Consider the following 15,486-nt stretch of genomic DNA (forward strand, 5'->3'; position numbering starts at 1 on the left):
CAATGAGTCCACGTCTGCGTTTCGCCTTCTGGCTGGCCATCCTCAGTCTGCTGCTCGGCAGTTTGCTGGCGCTCGCCGGCGGGCTGTTGTGGGCGGACCTGAACAGCCAGGAGCGTGCCGCCGTGCTCGCCTTGATGGCCGGGCGTGGCGCGCTGCTGGTGGTGCTCTCCGGGTTGCTGCTGCTCCCGTTTGGCGTGCTCCTGCGCCTGTGGCTGGCGGCCTACCCGGAGGTGGTGATCCGCCTGAGCGAGGAGATCGGCATCATCCATCGGGTCAATCCCGCGCACCGCGTGGCCCTTACCGGCAGCCGCGACATGCGCCGGCTGGGCGCTGCCCTGAATGCCTTTGCCGAGGCGCATTGCGCACTGCAGCGCGAGGTGGCGGTGCGCGTCGAGGAGGCCAATGCGCGTCTCGAGCAGGAGAAGAATCGTCTGGCTGCACTGATGTCGGAACTCGAACAAAGCGTGCTGGTGTGCAATCGCGAGGGCCGCATCCTGCTCTACAACAGCAGTGCCAGCCTGTTGCTCGAGCCGGACGCCGCAGGCCCGGCCGGTGCGCCGGTCGGCTTGGGCCGCTCGATCTTCGGCATTCTCGACCAGCGCCTGATCGTGCATGCCCTGGAACGGGTCAGGCAGCATCTGCAGCAGGACAATCCCAGCCCGGTGGCGCATTTCGTCACGGCGCGTGGCGCCCATCTGCTGCGGGCACAGATGGCGCCGGTGCTGGATCAGCATGGCGAGCTGATCGGCTTCGTCCTGATCCTCGATGACATCACCCGCTCGGTCGAGCTCAACAGCCGCCGCGATGCGCTGTTGCAGCAATTGACCGAGGGCACCCGGGCGGCGTTGGGCAATATTCGCGCGGCAGCGGAAACCGTACAGCAATACCCCGAGATGGATGCCGAGCGCCGCCAGCGCTTCGGCAAGGTGATCAGCGACGAGGCGCAGCGGCTGTCCCTGCACCTCGACCAGACGCTGAGCCAGCATGCCGATCTGCTGCGCCCACAGTGGCCGCTGGAGGACATGCTGGCGACCGATCTGCTGCTGGCTCTGCAGCGTAATTTTGCCGCCACCCTTGGTGTGGTCGCCCATTACCAGGGCGGCGACGAGGCGCTCTGGTTGAGCCTGGACAGCTATTCCCTGGTGCAGGCGTTGACTCAGTTGATGGGCACCATGGCCGCCACGCTGGGTATTCGCGAGGTGACCTTCGAGCTGGCCGTCGAAGGCCGCTTCGTGCGCCTGGCCCTGCGCTGGAGCGGGGCGGCGCTCGACCCGCAACAGTTGCATGAGTGGGAGCAGCGCCCGTGCAGTCCGGTTGCCGAAGAGGATGCGGCGGCCTCCACCCTCAAGGAGGTGCTGGAGCGGCACGGCGGCGAACTCTGGTGCCAGGCCGACGCGCTCGCCGGTGACAATCGCCTGTATCTGCAGTTGCCGGTGAGCCAGGCGGAAGCACAGGCGCCGCTCCCCGCCAGGGTTCAGGGACGACCGGTGTATTACGACTTCGACCTGTTCAGCCAGGCGGGGCAGACCCCGGAACTCGACGAACTGCCGTTGCGCGAATTGGCCTACACCGTGTTCGACACCGAAACCACCGGGCTGGCCCCCTCCGAGGGCGACGAAATCATCTCGATCGGCGCGGTGCGCATCGTCAACGCCCGTCTGCTGATGCAGGAATGCTTCGAGCAACTGATCGACCCGCACCGGCCAATCCCGCGCGAATCACAACAGGTACACGGCCTCTCGGCGCAGATGCTGGCGGGGCAGCCGAGCATTGGCGAGGTGCTGCCGTTGTTCCAGCGCTTTGCCGAGGATACGGTGCTGGTGGCCCACAACGCCGCCTTCGACATGCGCTTCCTGCAACTCAAGGAGGCGCAGACCGGTATCCGCTTTATTCAGCCGGTGCTCGATACCCTGCTGCTGTCGGCCCTGGTGCATCCGGGGCATGCCGCCGACGAGCATCGTCTGGAGCAGATCGCCGCGCGCCTCGGGGTGCATGTGGTCGGCCGGCATACCGCGCTGGGCGATGCCATGGTCACGGGCGAGGTGTTCCTCAAGTTGATCCCCTTGCTGGCCGAGCGCGGCATCCACACCCTCAAGCAGGCGCGCGAGGCGTCGCGCAAGACGCTCTACGCCAAGCTCGAGTATTAACGTAGGTCGGGCCGGGCGGGGCGCGACGAAGCCCAACGAGCATTCCACCAGCCGTTGGGCTTCGCCGTGATTTACCGACCCACAAGAACACGGCGAGCGCTTTCTGTCGGGCAAAAAAAGACCCGGCAAGAACCGGGTCAAAACCGTGATTAGCCTGATGAGGAGATAATCTGAAGAGGCCGACTGAAGGTCTCTTGAGCTTACCCGCCGATCTCGCGACCGGCTGTTGCTAATAATGGCGATTATCATTTGCAAGTCAACCCTATTTGCCGAATTAATTCCAGAGTGTCGTCAGGCTCAGGATAAAAAACAGCAAACCCGGCTCATGGCCGGGTTTGCGAGTGCGACGCACGACTGGCTGTCAGGCGGTGGCAGGCAGGCGTAACTGGGTCACTTCCTTGTTCAGCAGGTCGATCCGTCGCGCCATGCTCTCGATCAGGCTGTGGGCAATGCGCGGGTTGCTCTGCATCAGGCTGAGGAACTGCTCCTTGGGGATCACCATCACCGTGCAAGGTTCGCTGGCCAGTACGGTGGCGCTGCGCTTCTCGCGGGTGAACACGGCCATGGCGCCGAAGATCTCGTCTTTCTGCACGTCACCGACTCTGTGCCCGTCGACATAGGCTGTGGCATGGCCTTCGATGATGATGAACACATGATCGGCGGCATCCCCTTGGTGGATCAGTTCTTCACCGGCGGCGAAGTGCTGGAAGCCGGTTGCGGGGCGGATATCCGGTTGTTTGAGGCGCGCCAAGGCGTCGGAGAGCAGGGCGGTGTGGCCGATCAGGTACTGGATGAACAGCTCCTGGCGCGGCTCGCTGACATAGATGTGCTTGAACACTTCACTGCGTGAATAGGGGATCAGGCTGAGTGGCTCTTCACTGCTGTAGCGGCAGCTGGGCAGATCGATGCCCTGGCGCAGGCCGACCAGGTCACCTTCCTGCAGGTAGAACAGCGGGCGTTCGTCGACCAGGGCATGCAGCAAGCCATTCTCGATAATGAACAGCTGGTTCTCTGGCAGCTCCTGAGCCAGATCCTCGGCTCGCTGCAATTGCAGGGCAGCACCGCAGGGTGCCAGGCCTTCCAGTAACTGGGTGGGGATGCTTTGCAGTCGGTTGATCAGTTGGTCGGCGTAAGCCGGTTGCTCCCCGAGTAGATACATGAGCGTAATTCCTTGAACTGGCTAGTCTGGCTAAAGCGCACGAACGTCCCTGAGACAATAAGTGGTGACAAGTCACAGGTAAATCGTTGTGCGTAGAGGTTGTGATCTAGCTCTTGTTGTGCGCTGGACAAGCATCGAGCTGGCCATTCAATTCGGCTTTGTGGGCGGGCGGCAACTCGCTCCAGTGCACATCGAGCAACGCGCCCTCGATGGCGTAGAGCAAGACCTTGGAGGCGCGAAAGCCGCGCGCACGCACGGCGCGGTAGGCATCGACCGCCCCCAGCCGGCGCAGGTCATTGGCACTGTGAATGCCGACGGCATGCAACCACTGTGCGGAAGTTTTGCCAAGGTTCTTCAAGTGTTGCAATTCGTCATTCATCCAGCCTCCTTGCGCTGTTTGCGAGCAGTTGAACTCAGTGCGCGATGCCTACCAGCAAGTGTAGTGGCCAGCGGACAAGGCGTGGCTGTTTGATATCGCCCCAGGCCCTGAGTAGCGCAGGTTCCAGTTCGCTGACCGGGTCGCGGCCTCGTTGCCGCTCCCAGTACTGCACGGCCGACCAGGTACGCAGATAGCCGGTCAGCTGGGTAAAACTCCAGTGCGCCTCGATGGCAAACGCAGGCGGTTCGAGGCGCGGGAAGGGCATCTGGATATCACGGTAGCCACTGTCGACACTGGCGCGCCCCGGCGGCCAATAGCCCTGCAGCGTGCCCCGGTAGAAGTCGTCGATCAGTTCATCCACGGGGTCGTTTATGCGCATCAAGCCGTAACACCAGGCGCCGAAAAGGCCGTCGGGCTTGAGCAGTCGAGTGACTTCGGCGAAGAAAGCCGGGGTGGCGAACCAGTGCAAGGCCTGGGCGACCACGATCAAATCGAGGCTGGCGCTGATCAGGGGTTGCGCTTCGGCGTTGGCGGCGAACAGGGCGATACCGGCTGGCGTTTCGGCGGCCCGCAGTTGCTCGATGCTGGCGTCGCAGGCCAGCACCTGGGCGAAGTGCCGACGCAAGGGCACGCTGGCCTGGCCATTACCGCAGGCGATGTCCAGGGCGCGTTGCCGTTCGGGGCAGTGGCTGGCCAACCAGTCGAACAGGGCGGCCGGGTAGTGTGGGCGGAAACTGGCGTAGGCACCGGCATGGGCGCCGAACAGTTGGGCAATTTCGCTCATGATTATCGCGTACGGTAGCGCAGGCGCGTGCCGAAATTAACCGACATGAGTATCTCGTCGGCGCTCAGTTCGGCGGGGAAGTAGGCGCCGGAAATCTGCGCATGGGCCAGGCTGGCGCCTTCAAGGAGCGCCTCGCGCAGATCGAGTCCGCGTAGATCCGTACCGCGAAAATAGGCACCGCTGAAATTGATGCGCCTGGCGTCGATCGCGCGCAAGTCGAGACCGCGAAAGTCGCCATTGCACAGGTCTACCTCAGCGTCCTTGGGCTTGTGGGCGTTGAAACCGGCAATGTCTTCATTGTGCAGCAGGTGATAGAGCGGGCTATCGAGTTGGCCGGGCTGGCTCATGTGCGGGACGTCCGTTGTGGGTTCCCAGCCAGTATAGAAGCCGCGGCGCGCTTTGCTCGTCGCGGCTGTGCTCGGTGGGGCTGCGCTTACAGCCCTGGCAGATGCTGACGGATTCGCGCGATCAGGCTGTCCAGGCTGGCGCTTTCATGGGTGTCAACCCGCTTGCAGAGGACCAGTTCGTCCTGGGAGAGTGCTTCGCGGCTGGCTTGCTGGGCCTTGATCACTTCCATGGTGGCATCGGAGGGGTCCTGAGCCGTGTCCTGGCGCAGTGCCAGCCAGCTGACGATCACGGCGTCGGGGGCGTGGCAATCGAGAATCAGGAAGGGTACGCCGGTGTCTTCGGCAATCTGGCAGGCCGCCTGGCGCTGCGCCTGCTTGAGGTAGGTGGCATCGATCACCACCGGGAAACCGGCATGCAGTGCGGCATCGGCCAGTTGATGCAGGCGCTGGTAGGTTGCCGCACTGGCGTCCTGGTTGTAGATGCCGGCGCTCAATTGGCCTTTGTCGGCGCTGTTCTGTTCGCCGAACAGGCGCTTGCGCTCCACATCCGAACGCAGGCGAATGGCCCCCAGGGCTTCGACCAGGCGCATGGCGACGTGGCTCTTGCCAACGGCGGAAACCCCGTGGGTGATGGCCAGCAAGCGCGAGGGAATAGCGCTGTAGCTCTCCGCCAGCGTGGCATAGCGGCGGTATTGGCGCAGGATCACGGCGCGCTGAACTGCATCCGCTTCCTGGCCGAGGCGGAACAGGCTGACTTTGCCGCGGACCATGGCGCGGTAGGCCTTGTAGAAATTCAGCAGTTCCAGCGCGGCATAGTCGCCGGTGCGTTCCAGCCAGGCGCTGACAAAACGACGGGAGAAAGGCTTGAGGCCGCGGTCTTCCAGGTCCATGGCGAGGAAAGCGGCGTCCGAGGCGATGTCGATCAGGCGGAAGGGTTCGTTGAATTCGATGCAGTCGAACAGCACGACCTGACCGTCGAGCAGGGTGACGTTGCCCAGATGAATATCGCCATGGCATTCACGGATGAAGCCTTCGGCCTTGCGTCGGGCCAGCAGTGGCTCGAGCCGGGCGAAACTGCTTTCAGCCCAGGCTTGCAGGGCATCGAGTTGCTGCAGGTCGGCCTTGTCCGCGAGCAGTGGACGGATCTGCTCGAAATTCTGCCGGATTGGCGCCATGACCGCTTGCGGCGAGCCCAGCTCATGGGTCAGGGGCACCTGCGGCGCGTCGAGGTGGAACTGGGCGATCTGTTCGGCCAGGGCGTCGATATGCGCTTCGCTCAGCTCGCCGCGTGCCTGCACTTCGGCGAGCAACTGATCCTGCGGAAACTGGCGCATTTTCAGGGCGTACTCGATGACCGGGCCATCGCCGCCCAGTTGCGGGGCTTCGGCACTACCGCTGATCGGCAAAACTGCCAGGTACAGGCCTTGAGTGAGGCGCTGGTTGAGGCGCAACTCTTCCTTGCAGAAGTGTTCGCGCGCGGCCAGTTCGGTGAAGTCGAGGAAGCCGAAATTCACCGGTTTCTTGATCTTGTAGGCATAGGGACCGGTCAACACTACCCAGGAGATATGCGTCTCGATGACCTGGAAAGCCTCTACCGGATGGGGGTATAGGGCCGGGTTCTGCAGGGCGGCAATCAGGGCTTGGCTCACGGGCGATCCTTGGCTTTCAAACAAATAAGAGAGCGGCATTATGGCCGCTGAGAGCCGCTGTGCAAACCGCCGGGCTGCTCCTGCTTGTCCTGGGTAAAGTGCGTATAATGCCGCGCCATGACTCGTACCCGATCTCCTCGTTCTCGTTCAAAGCGCCGCTCGCGTGGCATGCGCCCCTGGTTGGGCTGGGCTATCAAGCTCGGTCTGGTCGGTCTGGTTGTGCTCGCCGGCTTTGCGGTTTACCTCGATGCAGTGGTGCAGGAGAAGTTCTCCGGCAAGCGCTGGACTGTGCCCGCCAAGGTCTATGCCCGGCCGCTGGAGCTGTTCGTCGGCCAGAAACTGACCAAGAGTGACTTTCTCCAGGAGCTGGATGCCCTCGGTTATCGCCGGGAGAGTGCGGCCGATGGCCCGGGCGCCGTGTCGGTAGCCGGCAATAACCTCGAGCTGCACACGCGCGGCTTCCAGTTCTATGAAAGCCGTGAGCCGTCACAGCGTGTGCGCGTGCGCTTTTCCGGCGATTACGTCGCCGGCCTGAGCCAGGCCAATGGCAGCAGCCTGGCTGTGGCCCGTCTGGAGCCGATGCTGATCGGTGGTTTGTACCCGGCGCACCAGGAAGACCGCTTGCTGATCAAGCTGGAGCAGGTGCCGCCCTATTTGGTGGAAACCCTGGTGGCGATCGAGGACCGCGAGTTCTTCAATCATTTCGGGGTGTCGCCCAAGTCGATCGCCCGCGCCGTCTGGGTCAACGCCACGGCCGGGCAGGTTGTCCAGGGTGGCAGCACCCTGACCCAGCAGTTGGTGAAGAATTTCTACCTGACCAATGAGCGCAGCCTGATCCGCAAGGCCACCGAGGCCATGATGGCGGTGCTGCTCGAACTGCATTACGACAAGCAGGACATTCTCGAGGCCTACCTCAACGAGGTGTTCCTAGGGCAGGACGGCCAGCGCGCGGTGCACGGTTTCGGGCTGGCCAGTCAGTACTTCTTCAGTCAGCCGCTGTCCGAGTTGAAGCTCGAACAGGTGGCTTTGCTGGTCGGCATGGTCAAGGGCCCCACCTATTACAACCCGCGGCGCAATCCAGAGCGCGCCCTGGAGCGGCGCAATCTGGTCCTCGATGTGCTGGTCGAACAGGGCGTGATCACGCTCGAGCAAGCGGTCGCCGCCAAGCAGAAGCCGCTCGGCGTGACCCAGCGCGGCAGCATGGCCGATAGCTCGTTCCCGGCGTTCCTCGATCTGGTCAAGCGCCAGTTGCGTGAGGACTACCGCGAAGAGGATTTGACCGAGGAAGGCCTGCGCATCTTCACCAGCTTTGACCCGATTCTCCAGCTCAAGGCTGAAAGTGCCCTGGCCGACTCGCTGAAACGCCTGGCCGGTCGCAAGGGGGTGGAGCTGGTTGAAGCCGGAATGGTCGTGACCAACCCGGAAACCGGCGAAGTACAGGTGCTGATCGGTAGTCGCCAGCCGCGCTATGCCGGCTTCAACCGCGCCCTGGATGCAGTCAGGCCGATCGGCTCCCTGATCAAGCCGGCGATCTATCTGGCCGCCCTGGAACGTCCGAGTCAGTACACTTTGACCAGTTTGCTGGAGGATCAGCCCTTCTCGATCAAGGGGCAGGATGGCCAGGTCTGGAGCCCGCAGAACTATGATCGCAAGGCTCATGGCACCGTTTACCTGTACCAGGGCCTGGCCAATTCCTACAACCTGTCCAGTGCCAAGCTGGGGCTGGAACTGGGGGTGCCAAATGTACTCAAAACTCTTGAGCGTCTGGGCGTTACGCGTAAATGGCCGGCTTATCCGTCGATGTTGCTGGGGGCCGGCGCGCTGACTCCTATGGAGGTGGCGGATATGTATCAGACCATGGCCAACGGCGGTTTCAATACGCCCTTGCGTGGTATCCGTAGCGTGCTGACTGCCGAGGGTGAGCCGCTCAAGCGCTACCCTTACCAGATCCAGCAGCGTTTCGATGCCGGGGCGATCTACCTGCTGCAAAATGCCATGCAACGCACCATGCGCGAGGGCACCGGTCGTTCGGTTTACAGCCGCCTGCCCAGCTCCCTGGCGCTGGCCGGCAAGACCGGCACCAGTAATGACTCACGGGACAGCTGGTTCGCCGGATTCAGTCAGGATCTGCTGGCGGTGGTCTGGCTCGGTCGCGACGACAATGGCCCTACACCGTTGACTGGCGCAACCGGCGCCCTGCAAGTCTGGACGGATTTCATGGTCAAGGCTGATCCGCTGCCGCTGGATATGCCGCTGCCGGATAACGTTGTCCAGGCTTGGGTGAATGCCACTAGCGGCCAGGGCTCTGATCCGAGCTGCCCGAATGCCGTGCAGATGCCGTATATTCGCGGCAGTGAGCCTGTCCCTGGTCAGGCCTGCGGTATTCAGGCTCCGGTCGATTCGGTGATGGATTGGGTACGTGGTTGGTTGGATTAAGTGAAGAGGGTGTGAAGTGATTAAGTGGTTGATTCCTGCTTTAACCGCCTCGGTAGTGCTGGGCGGTTGTGCCAGTGTGCCGCGCGGCTCCATTCCCGTTGTCGATTCGAGTTCGTCGGTCTATGGCCAGCAGCAAGCCGGTGCGGGTGATTACGGCACTTCGACTGCTCAGCCGCCACAGAGTCAGCCGCAGGATTCCGGGGTGGTCGTGATGGTACCCGGTGCCGGCGGCAGTTCGGCGCCGATTCAGACCTTTCCGGCGCCAGGCTCGCCGATAGGCGGTGGTGTTGTGGGCAGCGAGCCTTTCAGCACGGCCCCCGTCATCAGCGAGCCTGCGGGTGGGGGCAGTTCCAGCGTGCCGCCGCCTTCGATGCCGAGCGGCATACCGAGTTCCGGCGGTTTGGCCGCCGACGAGCAGCTGGACGGTCCCGTGCTGGCATTGCTCACCACGGCCCAGCAACAGCAAGGTAGCGGTGACTTGAATGGTGCCGCGTCCAGTCTGGAGCGTGCCCAGCGCATTGCCCCGCGCGAGCCGCAAGTGCTCTATCGTCTGGCGGAAGTGCGCTTGGCTCAAGGCGACGCGGCGCAGGCCGAGCAGTTCGCGCGGCGCGGTCTGAGCTATGCCAGTGGGCGTCCGGCGTTGCAGGCCAGCTTATGGAACCTGATTGCCCAGGCACGTGAGCGTCAGGGCGATTCGGCTGGTGCGGCGCAGGCGCGTGAGCGGGCCAAGGTCAGTCTCTGATGGACACTCGCGTGCCTGCGATTGCGCAACAGTTGTTGCTGATCGAGCGCGAGTTGCGCCTGCAAGGCTGGTGGGACGATCAGGCGCCGAGCGATCAGGCGCTGGCCAGCCAGCAACCTTTTTGCGTCGATACGCTGGCTTTTGAGCAATGGTTGCAGTGGATTTTCCTGCCGCGCATGAAGTACCTGCTCGAGAGCGGTGCCGCGCTGCCAGAGGCGTGCGGCATTCAGCCAATGGCTGAGCAGGTATATGGCGGCCGCAGCGAGCAGGCCCGGGTGCTGATCAGGTTGCTGGGTGAGTTCGATCAACTGATTTGTGATGCGGCCTGAGGCCGCATCCGCTTCAGTGCATTGGCCCGCGAGGGGCGGGTTACTTGCAGTTCTTGGCAATCGCCTGCTTGGCTTCGCTGATACGCTGCTGACGCTCTTCTTCGTTCAGGCGGCGTACTTCGCCATCGACTTCCACGCGCACACGCGGGTTGTTTTCCAGCTGCGCCAGATTGGTGCGCACGCTTTGGCAGTATTTCTTGCGCTCTGCTTCCTGGGTCGCGATTTCCTGCTTCACTTTTTCATCGATAGCGGCTTGCTCCGGGTCGGCGCTGCTCTCGACCGTTGGTGTTGCTGCAGGTTCGGCAGTCTTCGCTGGTGGGGTCGCGGTATTGATGGTGGTGGCTTGCTGGCCTTGTGGCGGCTGCGCGCCAAAATGCGTGACCCCTTGTGCATCGACCCATTTGTATACCTGGCTGGCCATGGCGCTTGCGCTCAGGGCGAGCAGCAAGCTGCTGGTGAGGATCATACGGCGCATGCTGTTTCCTTTTTAAGAGCGGCGATACCTAGTGGCTACTATAACCAAAACGGTTGAATCGTCATCCTGCGCTGTGTCACAGCACGCGGGCGTCTGCTCGACTATTTGCCCTCTGCTGTGCAAGTGCAAGCCAAAGGGCGCTGGTTCAGTTCGGTAGATAATCGAAAATACATCCCTGATTGCAGAATCCATCACGGATGACTTGACTTGCCCTCGTCGAATCAGAACAATTCAACGTTCGCTGTAGTGGAGTCCGCCGCAAGCAGGCTTTAGCTCAGCAGACATGAGGCGCGTACCCGCGCCGACCTGTTTCACCCGCAACGCGTTACCTCGCGCTGGGTGGGAAGACCCCGCAACATCTTGGGGTATTCCCAATACTTGCTCAGTAGTAGCTGACGTAGTCGGCGACCACCGTCGCTCATGCTCTGCTTGGCAGTAAACCTATCTTAGGCCGTCCCGCTGTGGGCGGTTTTCTGGCGTTTTAGAGGTGAACAACGTGGAGCTTTTATCCGGCGCTGAAATGGTCGTCCGCTTCTTGCGTGACGAAGGCGTTAAGAACATCTACGGGTACCCTGGCGGTGCCCTGCTGCATATCTATGACGCTTTGTTCAAGGAGCCGGAAGTCAATCACATCCTGGTTCGTCATGAGCAGGCAGCGACCCACATGGCCGACGGTTATGCCCGTGCCACCGGTAAAGCCGGTGTGGTACTGGTGACCTCGGGGCCTGGTGCGACCAATGCCATTACCGGCATCGCTACCGCCTACATGGACTCGATTCCGATGGTGGTGTTGTCCGGCCAGGTGCCGAGCAACATGGTCGGTACCGATGCCTTCCAGGAAACCGACATGATCGGTATTTCCCGGCCGATCGTGAAGCACAGCTTCATGATCAAGCACGCCTCGGAAATCCCGGAAGTCATGAAGAAGGCCTTCTATCTTGCGCAATCCGGTCGTCCCGGTCCGGTTGTCGTGGATATTCCGAAGGACATGACCAATCCGGCAGAAAAATTCGAATATGTCTACCCGAAGAAGGTCAAGCTGCGCTCCTACAGCCCGGCCCTGCGTGGTCATTCCGGGCAGATCCGCAAGGCGGCAGAACTGCTCCTGAGCGCCAAGCGGCCGATCCTCTATGCGGGCGGCGGCGTGATCATGGGCGGCGCAGCATCACCGCTGACCGAGCTGGCGCAAATGCTCAACCTGCCGGTGACCAATACCCTGATGGGCTTGGGTGGCTATCCTGGTACTGATCGTCAATTCCTCGGCATGCTCGGCATGCATGGCAGCTACACCGCCAACCTGGCGATGCATCATGCGGATGTGATTCTCGCTGTCGGCGCGCGTTTCGATGATCGGGTCATCAATGGCGCAGGCAAGTTCTGCCCGAACGCCAAGATCATCCACATCGACATCGACCCGGCTTCGATCTCCAAGACCATCAAGGCGGATATCCCGATTGTCGGTCCGGTGGAGAGTGTACTGACCGAGATGGTTGCGATTCTCAAGGAGATCGGCGAAACCCCGAGCAAAGAGGCGCTTTCCAGTTGGTGGAAGCAAATCGAGGAGTGGCGAGGCAGCCGTGGCATGTTCCCTTACGACAAAGGGGACGGCAGCATCATCAAGCCGCAGACCGTCATCGAAACACTCAGTGAGGTGACCCGCGGCGATGCCTTCGTTACTTCCGACGTGGGTCAGCACCAGATGTTCGCGGCGCAGTACTACCGCTTCAATAAACCCAATCGCTGGATCAATTCCGGCGGTCTAGGCACCATGGGCTTTGGTTTTCCGGCGGCCATGGGAGTCAAACTCAGCTTCCCGGACGACGACGTAGCCTGCGTGACCGGGGAAGGCAGCATCCAGATGAACATCCAGGAACTGTCGACCTGCCTGCAGTACGATCTGCCGGTGAAAATCGTCAACCTGAACAATGGCGCCCTCGGCATGGTGCGTCAGTGGCAGGACATGAACTACGGCAGCCGCCATTCCCATTCCTACATGGAGTCGCTGCCTGACTTCGTCAAGCTGGCAGAAGCCTATGGCCATGTCGGTATGCGCATCACCGATCTGAAAGACTTGAAGCCGAAGATGGAGGAGGCGTTCGCGCTGAAGGATCGTCTGGTGTTCCTCGACATTCAGGTCGATACCAGTGAGCACGTCTATCCGATGCAGATCAAAGACGGTGCGATGCGCGATATGTGGCTGAGCAAGACGGAGCGTACCTAATCATGCGACACATCATCTCCCTGTTGCTGGAAAACGAGCCCGGCGCATTGTCCCGTGTGGTCGGTCTGTTCTCGCAGCGCAACTACAACATCGAAAGCCTGACAGTGGCGCCGACCGAAGACCCGACCTTGTCGCGTCTGACGCTGACTACTGTCGGTCACGATGAGGTGATCGAGCAGATCACCAAGAACCTCAACAAACTGATCGAAGTGGTCAAGTTGGTCGATCTGTCGGAGAGCGCGCATATCGAGCGTGAACTGATGCTGGTCAAGGTCAAGGCTACCGGTGCCCAGCGCGCCGAGGTCAAGCGCACCACTGACATCTTCCGCGGGCAGATTGTTGACGTGAATACCAGCGTCTACACCATTCAGCTGGCCGGCACGAGCGACAAGCTGGACAGCTTTATCCAGGCAATAGGTGCAGCCTCGATCCTGGAAACCGTACGTAGTGGCGTCACCGGGATTGCCCGTGGCGACAAAGTACTCAGCATCTAAACCTTTAGCGAACGGCCCTTGAGGCCAGGTAAATAGGGGAATTTTTCCATGAAAGTGTATTACGACAAAGACTGCGACCTCTCGATCATCCAGGGCAAGAAAGTCGCCATCATCGGTTACGGTTCCCAGGGCCATGCCCAGGCGTGCAACCTGAAAGATTCCGGCGTTGATGTCACTGTCGGCCTGCGCAAAGGTTCTGCCACTGTAGCCAAGGCTGAAGCTCATGGCCTGAAGGTGACCGACGTTGCTTCTGCTGTAGCCGCTGCCGATCTGGTGATGATCCTCACGCCAGACGAGTTCCAGTCCCAGCTGTACAAGAACGAAATCGAGCCGAACATCAAGCAAGGCGCCACCCTGGCCTTCTCCCATGGTTTCGCGATCCATTACAACCAGGTTGTACCGCGTGCCGACCTCGACGTGATCATGATTGCGCCTAAGGCTCCGGGGCACACCGTGCGCTCCGAGTTCGTCAAGGGCGGCGGCATCCCTGATTTGATCGCGATCTATCAGGATGCGTCCGGCAATGCCAAGAACGTTGCCTTGTCCTACGCCTCGGGTGTCGGCGGCGGCCGTACTGGCATCATCGAAACCACCTTCAAGGACGAGACCGAAACCGACCTGTTCGGCGAGCAGGCCGTTCTCTGTGGTGGTTGCGTCGAGTTGGTCAAGGCTGGCTTCGAGACTCTGGTGGAAGCGGGCTACGCACCGGAAATGGCTTACTTCGAGTGTCTGCATGAGCTGAAGTTGATCGTGGATCTCATGTACGAAGGCGGTATCGCCAACATGAACTACTCGATCTCCAACAACGCCGAGTACGGCGAGTACGTGACTGGTCCTGAAGTGATCAACGCCGAGTCCCGTCAAGCCATGCGTAACGCCCTGAAGCGCATTCAAGACGGCGAATATGCCAAGATGTTCATCCAGGAAGGTGCGGCCAACTACCCGTCGATGACTGCCTATCGTCGCAACAATGCGGCCCATGGTATCGAAGTGGTCGGTGAGAAACTGCGTTCCATGATGCCGTGGATCACTGCCAACCAGATCGTCGACAAGACCAAGAACTAAGGTCTGTCCATCTGAGAAAAAACGCGGCCATGGCCGCGTTTTTTCATTATGAGGCAAGGCTTCTGGTATAAAGCCTGATCATTGAGTCAAAGCTGGCGACGAACCCTGATTGGTAACGTCTGTCGAAATTCTCCAAATCAGTTGCAAGGTGTTGTTCATGAGCGAACGTCCAGAAGAGCCCCAGTCGGCCCCAGACGCCGAAAGCTTGCTGCCTATCGATGAGCATATCGAGGAGGGGCAGGATGCCGAGGGGCGCAAGGTCCGTCACCGCGGCATCTATCTTCTACCCAACCTGTTTACTACCGCCAACCTGTTCGCTGGGTTCTACGCCATCATCAACGCCATGAACGGCAATTTCTATGTGGCCGCGGCTGCTGTGTTCGTGGCCATGGTGCTGGACAGTCTCGATGGTCGAGTGGCGCGATTGACCAATACGCAGAGCGCATTCGGTGCCGAATATGACTCGTTGTCCGATATGGTTGCCTTCGGCGTGGCGCCGGCGTTGCTGGCCTTCGAGTGGGCGCTGGGCAGTATGGGCAAGGTCGGCTGGATGGTCGCCTTCATCTATGTTGCCGGCGCTGCATTGCGCCTGGCTCGCTTCAATACGCAGATAGGTAGTGCCGACAAGCGCTATTTCATTGGCTTGGCAAGTCCGGCCGCGGCTGGCGTGGTTGCGGGTACTGTGTGGGCCTTCAGCGACTTCGGTATCAAGGGGTCGAACATGGCCTTTGTAGTCGCCATATTGGTGGCAACCGCCGGCATGCTTATGGTCAGCAACATCAAATACCACAGTTTCAAAGATCTGGATTTGAAAGGGCGAGTGCCGTTTGTAGCGATCCTGGCGGTGGTGTTGGTCTTCGCTGTGGTGTTCAGTGACCCTCCACGGATTCTGCTGATCATCTTCCTGGCTTATGCAGCGTCCGGGCCGGTGCAATACTTAGTGCAACTGCGGCGTCGTAAAGCTGCCGAGTAGTTATTAATCATGTTGTTGTCACAAGGCCGTTGATGGTTTGCATCAACGGCCTTGTCGCATCTGCGCCATGCGTCTTCTACCTTGTCTTCTGGTCATGAAATACAGCTGTTGCGGTCTGTAGATCGGGACTTTGCAAGACGCTGAAGGGTTAATATCCATAAAGGCTGAATAAAGCCTTGACGCGGATTCTGCTGGGCCTATAATGCGCACCTCTTCCGGCGCAGGCCTCTCGGAAAACCTCTTGTAAAACAAGAAGTTAGCTTAAAAAGAGGGGTTGCAAAGCAGC

At 60.8% G+C, this 15,486-nt stretch carries 14 protein-coding genes; 8 read left to right on the forward strand and 6 right to left on the reverse strand.

The window, feature by feature from the left end:
* Positions 1 to 2 precede the first annotated feature (2 nt).
* The gene (locus G9C89_RS20955) at positions 3 to 2,147 is read left to right on the forward strand and encodes a 3'-5' exonuclease (protein ID WP_172151817.1); all 2,145 of its coding nucleotides are present in this window, start codon (positions 3 to 5) and stop codon (positions 2,145 to 2,147) included.
* Between the two features lie 361 nt (positions 2,148 to 2,508).
* Here G9C89_RS20955 and G9C89_RS20960 read toward each other — a convergent pair whose 3' ends face one another.
* The 5 genes from G9C89_RS20960 to G9C89_RS20980 form a co-directional block, all read right to left on the reverse strand.
* Complete coding sequence (locus G9C89_RS20960; RefSeq protein ID WP_172151819.1) at positions 2,509 to 3,306, reverse strand: Crp/Fnr family transcriptional regulator; 798 nt, start codon at positions 3,304 to 3,306, stop codon at positions 2,509 to 2,511.
* 106 nt (positions 3,307 to 3,412) lie between these two features.
* On the reverse strand, positions 3,413 to 3,685 hold the full coding sequence (locus G9C89_RS20965; RefSeq protein ID WP_172151821.1) for a TfoX/Sxy family protein: 273 nt from the start codon (positions 3,683 to 3,685) through the stop codon (positions 3,413 to 3,415).
* Positions 3,686 to 3,719: 34 nt separating this feature from the next.
* On the reverse strand, positions 3,720 to 4,469 hold the full coding sequence (locus tag G9C89_RS20970) for a class I SAM-dependent methyltransferase (RefSeq protein WP_172151823.1): 750 nt from the start codon (positions 4,467 to 4,469) through the stop codon (positions 3,720 to 3,722).
* Between the two features lie 2 nt (positions 4,470 to 4,471).
* Positions 4,472 to 4,816, reverse strand: coding sequence for a pentapeptide repeat-containing protein (locus tag G9C89_RS20975; RefSeq protein ID WP_172151825.1), 345 nt, complete (start codon positions 4,814 to 4,816; stop codon positions 4,472 to 4,474).
* Between the two features lie 86 nt (positions 4,817 to 4,902).
* Entirely contained in the window at positions 4,903 to 6,465 is a 1,563-nt protein-coding gene (locus G9C89_RS20980) for a bifunctional aminoglycoside phosphotransferase/ATP-binding protein (RefSeq protein WP_172151827.1), read from the reverse strand.
* A gap of 117 nt (positions 6,466 to 6,582) precedes the next feature.
* Between G9C89_RS20980 and mrcB the strand changes: the two genes are divergently transcribed.
* Genes mrcB through G9C89_RS20995 form a run of 3 tightly spaced genes read left to right on the forward strand, consistent with a single transcriptional unit; the run spans position 6,583 to position 9,972 of the window.
* On the forward strand, positions 6,583 to 8,901 hold the full coding sequence (gene mrcB / locus G9C89_RS20985; protein WP_172151829.1) for a penicillin-binding protein 1B: 2,319 nt from the start codon (positions 6,583 to 6,585) through the stop codon (positions 8,899 to 8,901).
* 16 nt (positions 8,902 to 8,917) lie between these two features.
* Complete coding sequence (locus tag G9C89_RS20990) at positions 8,918 to 9,643, forward strand: tetratricopeptide repeat protein (RefSeq protein WP_172151831.1); 726 nt, start codon at positions 8,918 to 8,920, stop codon at positions 9,641 to 9,643.
* Positions 9,643 to 9,972 carry a YqcC family protein gene (locus tag G9C89_RS20995; protein WP_172151833.1) on the forward strand — a complete coding sequence of 110 codons (330 nt, stop codon included), beginning with the start codon at positions 9,643 to 9,645 and terminating at the stop codon, positions 9,970 to 9,972. Before G9C89_RS20990 ends, G9C89_RS20995 begins: the two co-directional genes overlap by 1 nt.
* 40 nt (positions 9,973 to 10,012) lie before the next feature.
* Here G9C89_RS20995 and G9C89_RS21000 read toward each other — a convergent pair whose 3' ends face one another.
* On the reverse strand, positions 10,013 to 10,447 hold the full coding sequence (locus tag G9C89_RS21000; protein ID WP_172151835.1) for a DUF4124 domain-containing protein: 435 nt from the start codon (positions 10,445 to 10,447) through the stop codon (positions 10,013 to 10,015).
* 496 nt (positions 10,448 to 10,943) lie between these two features.
* Between G9C89_RS21000 and G9C89_RS21005 the strand changes: the two genes are divergently transcribed.
* The 4 genes from G9C89_RS21005 (at position 10,944) to pssA (ending at position 15,200) form a co-directional block, all read left to right on the forward strand.
* Positions 10,944 to 12,668, forward strand: a complete 1,725-nt coding sequence (locus tag G9C89_RS21005; RefSeq protein ID WP_172151837.1) for an acetolactate synthase 3 large subunit — start codon at positions 10,944 to 10,946, stop codon at positions 12,666 to 12,668.
* Between the two features lie 2 nt (positions 12,669 to 12,670).
* Positions 12,671 to 13,162: an acetolactate synthase small subunit gene (gene ilvN / locus G9C89_RS21010; RefSeq protein ID WP_079204842.1), complete on the forward strand. Its 492-nt coding sequence runs from the start codon at positions 12,671 to 12,673 to the stop codon at positions 13,160 to 13,162.
* 48 nt (positions 13,163 to 13,210) lie between these two features.
* On the forward strand, positions 13,211 to 14,227 hold the full coding sequence (gene ilvC / locus G9C89_RS21015; RefSeq protein ID WP_172151839.1) for a ketol-acid reductoisomerase: 1,017 nt from the start codon (positions 13,211 to 13,213) through the stop codon (positions 14,225 to 14,227).
* 157 nt (positions 14,228 to 14,384) lie between these two features.
* Entirely contained in the window at positions 14,385 to 15,200 is an 816-nt protein-coding gene (gene pssA, locus G9C89_RS21020) for a CDP-diacylglycerol--serine O-phosphatidyltransferase (RefSeq protein WP_172151841.1), read from the forward strand.
* Positions 15,201 to 15,486: the final 286 nt, after the last annotated feature.

Source organism: Pseudomonas tumuqii (assembly GCF_013184545.1).
In the GTDB taxonomy this organism is placed as follows: Bacteria; Pseudomonadota; Gammaproteobacteria; order Pseudomonadales; family Pseudomonadaceae; genus Aquipseudomonas; species Aquipseudomonas tumuqii.

Bases quoted from the DNA above. Each gene is read 5' to 3' on its own strand.
- G9C89_RS20970 (WP_172151823.1), bottom strand. From the start codon at position 4,469: ATGAGCGAAATTGCCCAACTGTTCGGCGCCCATGCCGGTGCCTACGCC.
- G9C89_RS20975 (WP_172151825.1), bottom strand. From the start codon at position 4,816: ATGAGCCAGCCCGGCCAACTCGATAGCCCGCTCTATCACCTGCTGCAC.
- ilvC (WP_172151839.1), top strand. From the start codon at position 13,211: ATGAAAGTGTATTACGACAAAGACTGCGACCTCTCGATCATCCAGGGC.
- pssA (WP_172151841.1), top strand. From the start codon at position 14,385: ATGAGCGAACGTCCAGAAGAGCCCCAGTCGGCCCCAGACGCCGAAAGC.
- ilvN (WP_079204842.1), top strand. From the start codon at position 12,671: ATGCGACACATCATCTCCCTGTTGCTGGAAAACGAGCCCGGCGCATTG.
- G9C89_RS20955 (WP_172151817.1), top strand. From the start codon at position 3: ATGAGTCCACGTCTGCGTTTCGCCTTCTGGCTGGCCATCCTCAGTCTG.
- G9C89_RS20965 (WP_172151821.1), bottom strand. From the start codon at position 3,685: ATGAATGACGAATTGCAACACTTGAAGAACCTTGGCAAAACTTCCGCA.
- G9C89_RS21000 (WP_172151835.1), bottom strand. From the start codon at position 10,447: ATGCGCCGTATGATCCTCACCAGCAGCTTGCTGCTCGCCCTGAGCGCA.
- mrcB (WP_172151829.1), top strand. From the start codon at position 6,583: ATGACTCGTACCCGATCTCCTCGTTCTCGTTCAAAGCGCCGCTCGCGT.
- G9C89_RS20995 (WP_172151833.1), top strand. From the start codon at position 9,643: ATGGACACTCGCGTGCCTGCGATTGCGCAACAGTTGTTGCTGATCGAG.
- G9C89_RS20960 (WP_172151819.1), bottom strand. From the start codon at position 3,306: ATGTATCTACTCGGGGAGCAACCGGCTTACGCCGACCAACTGATCAAC.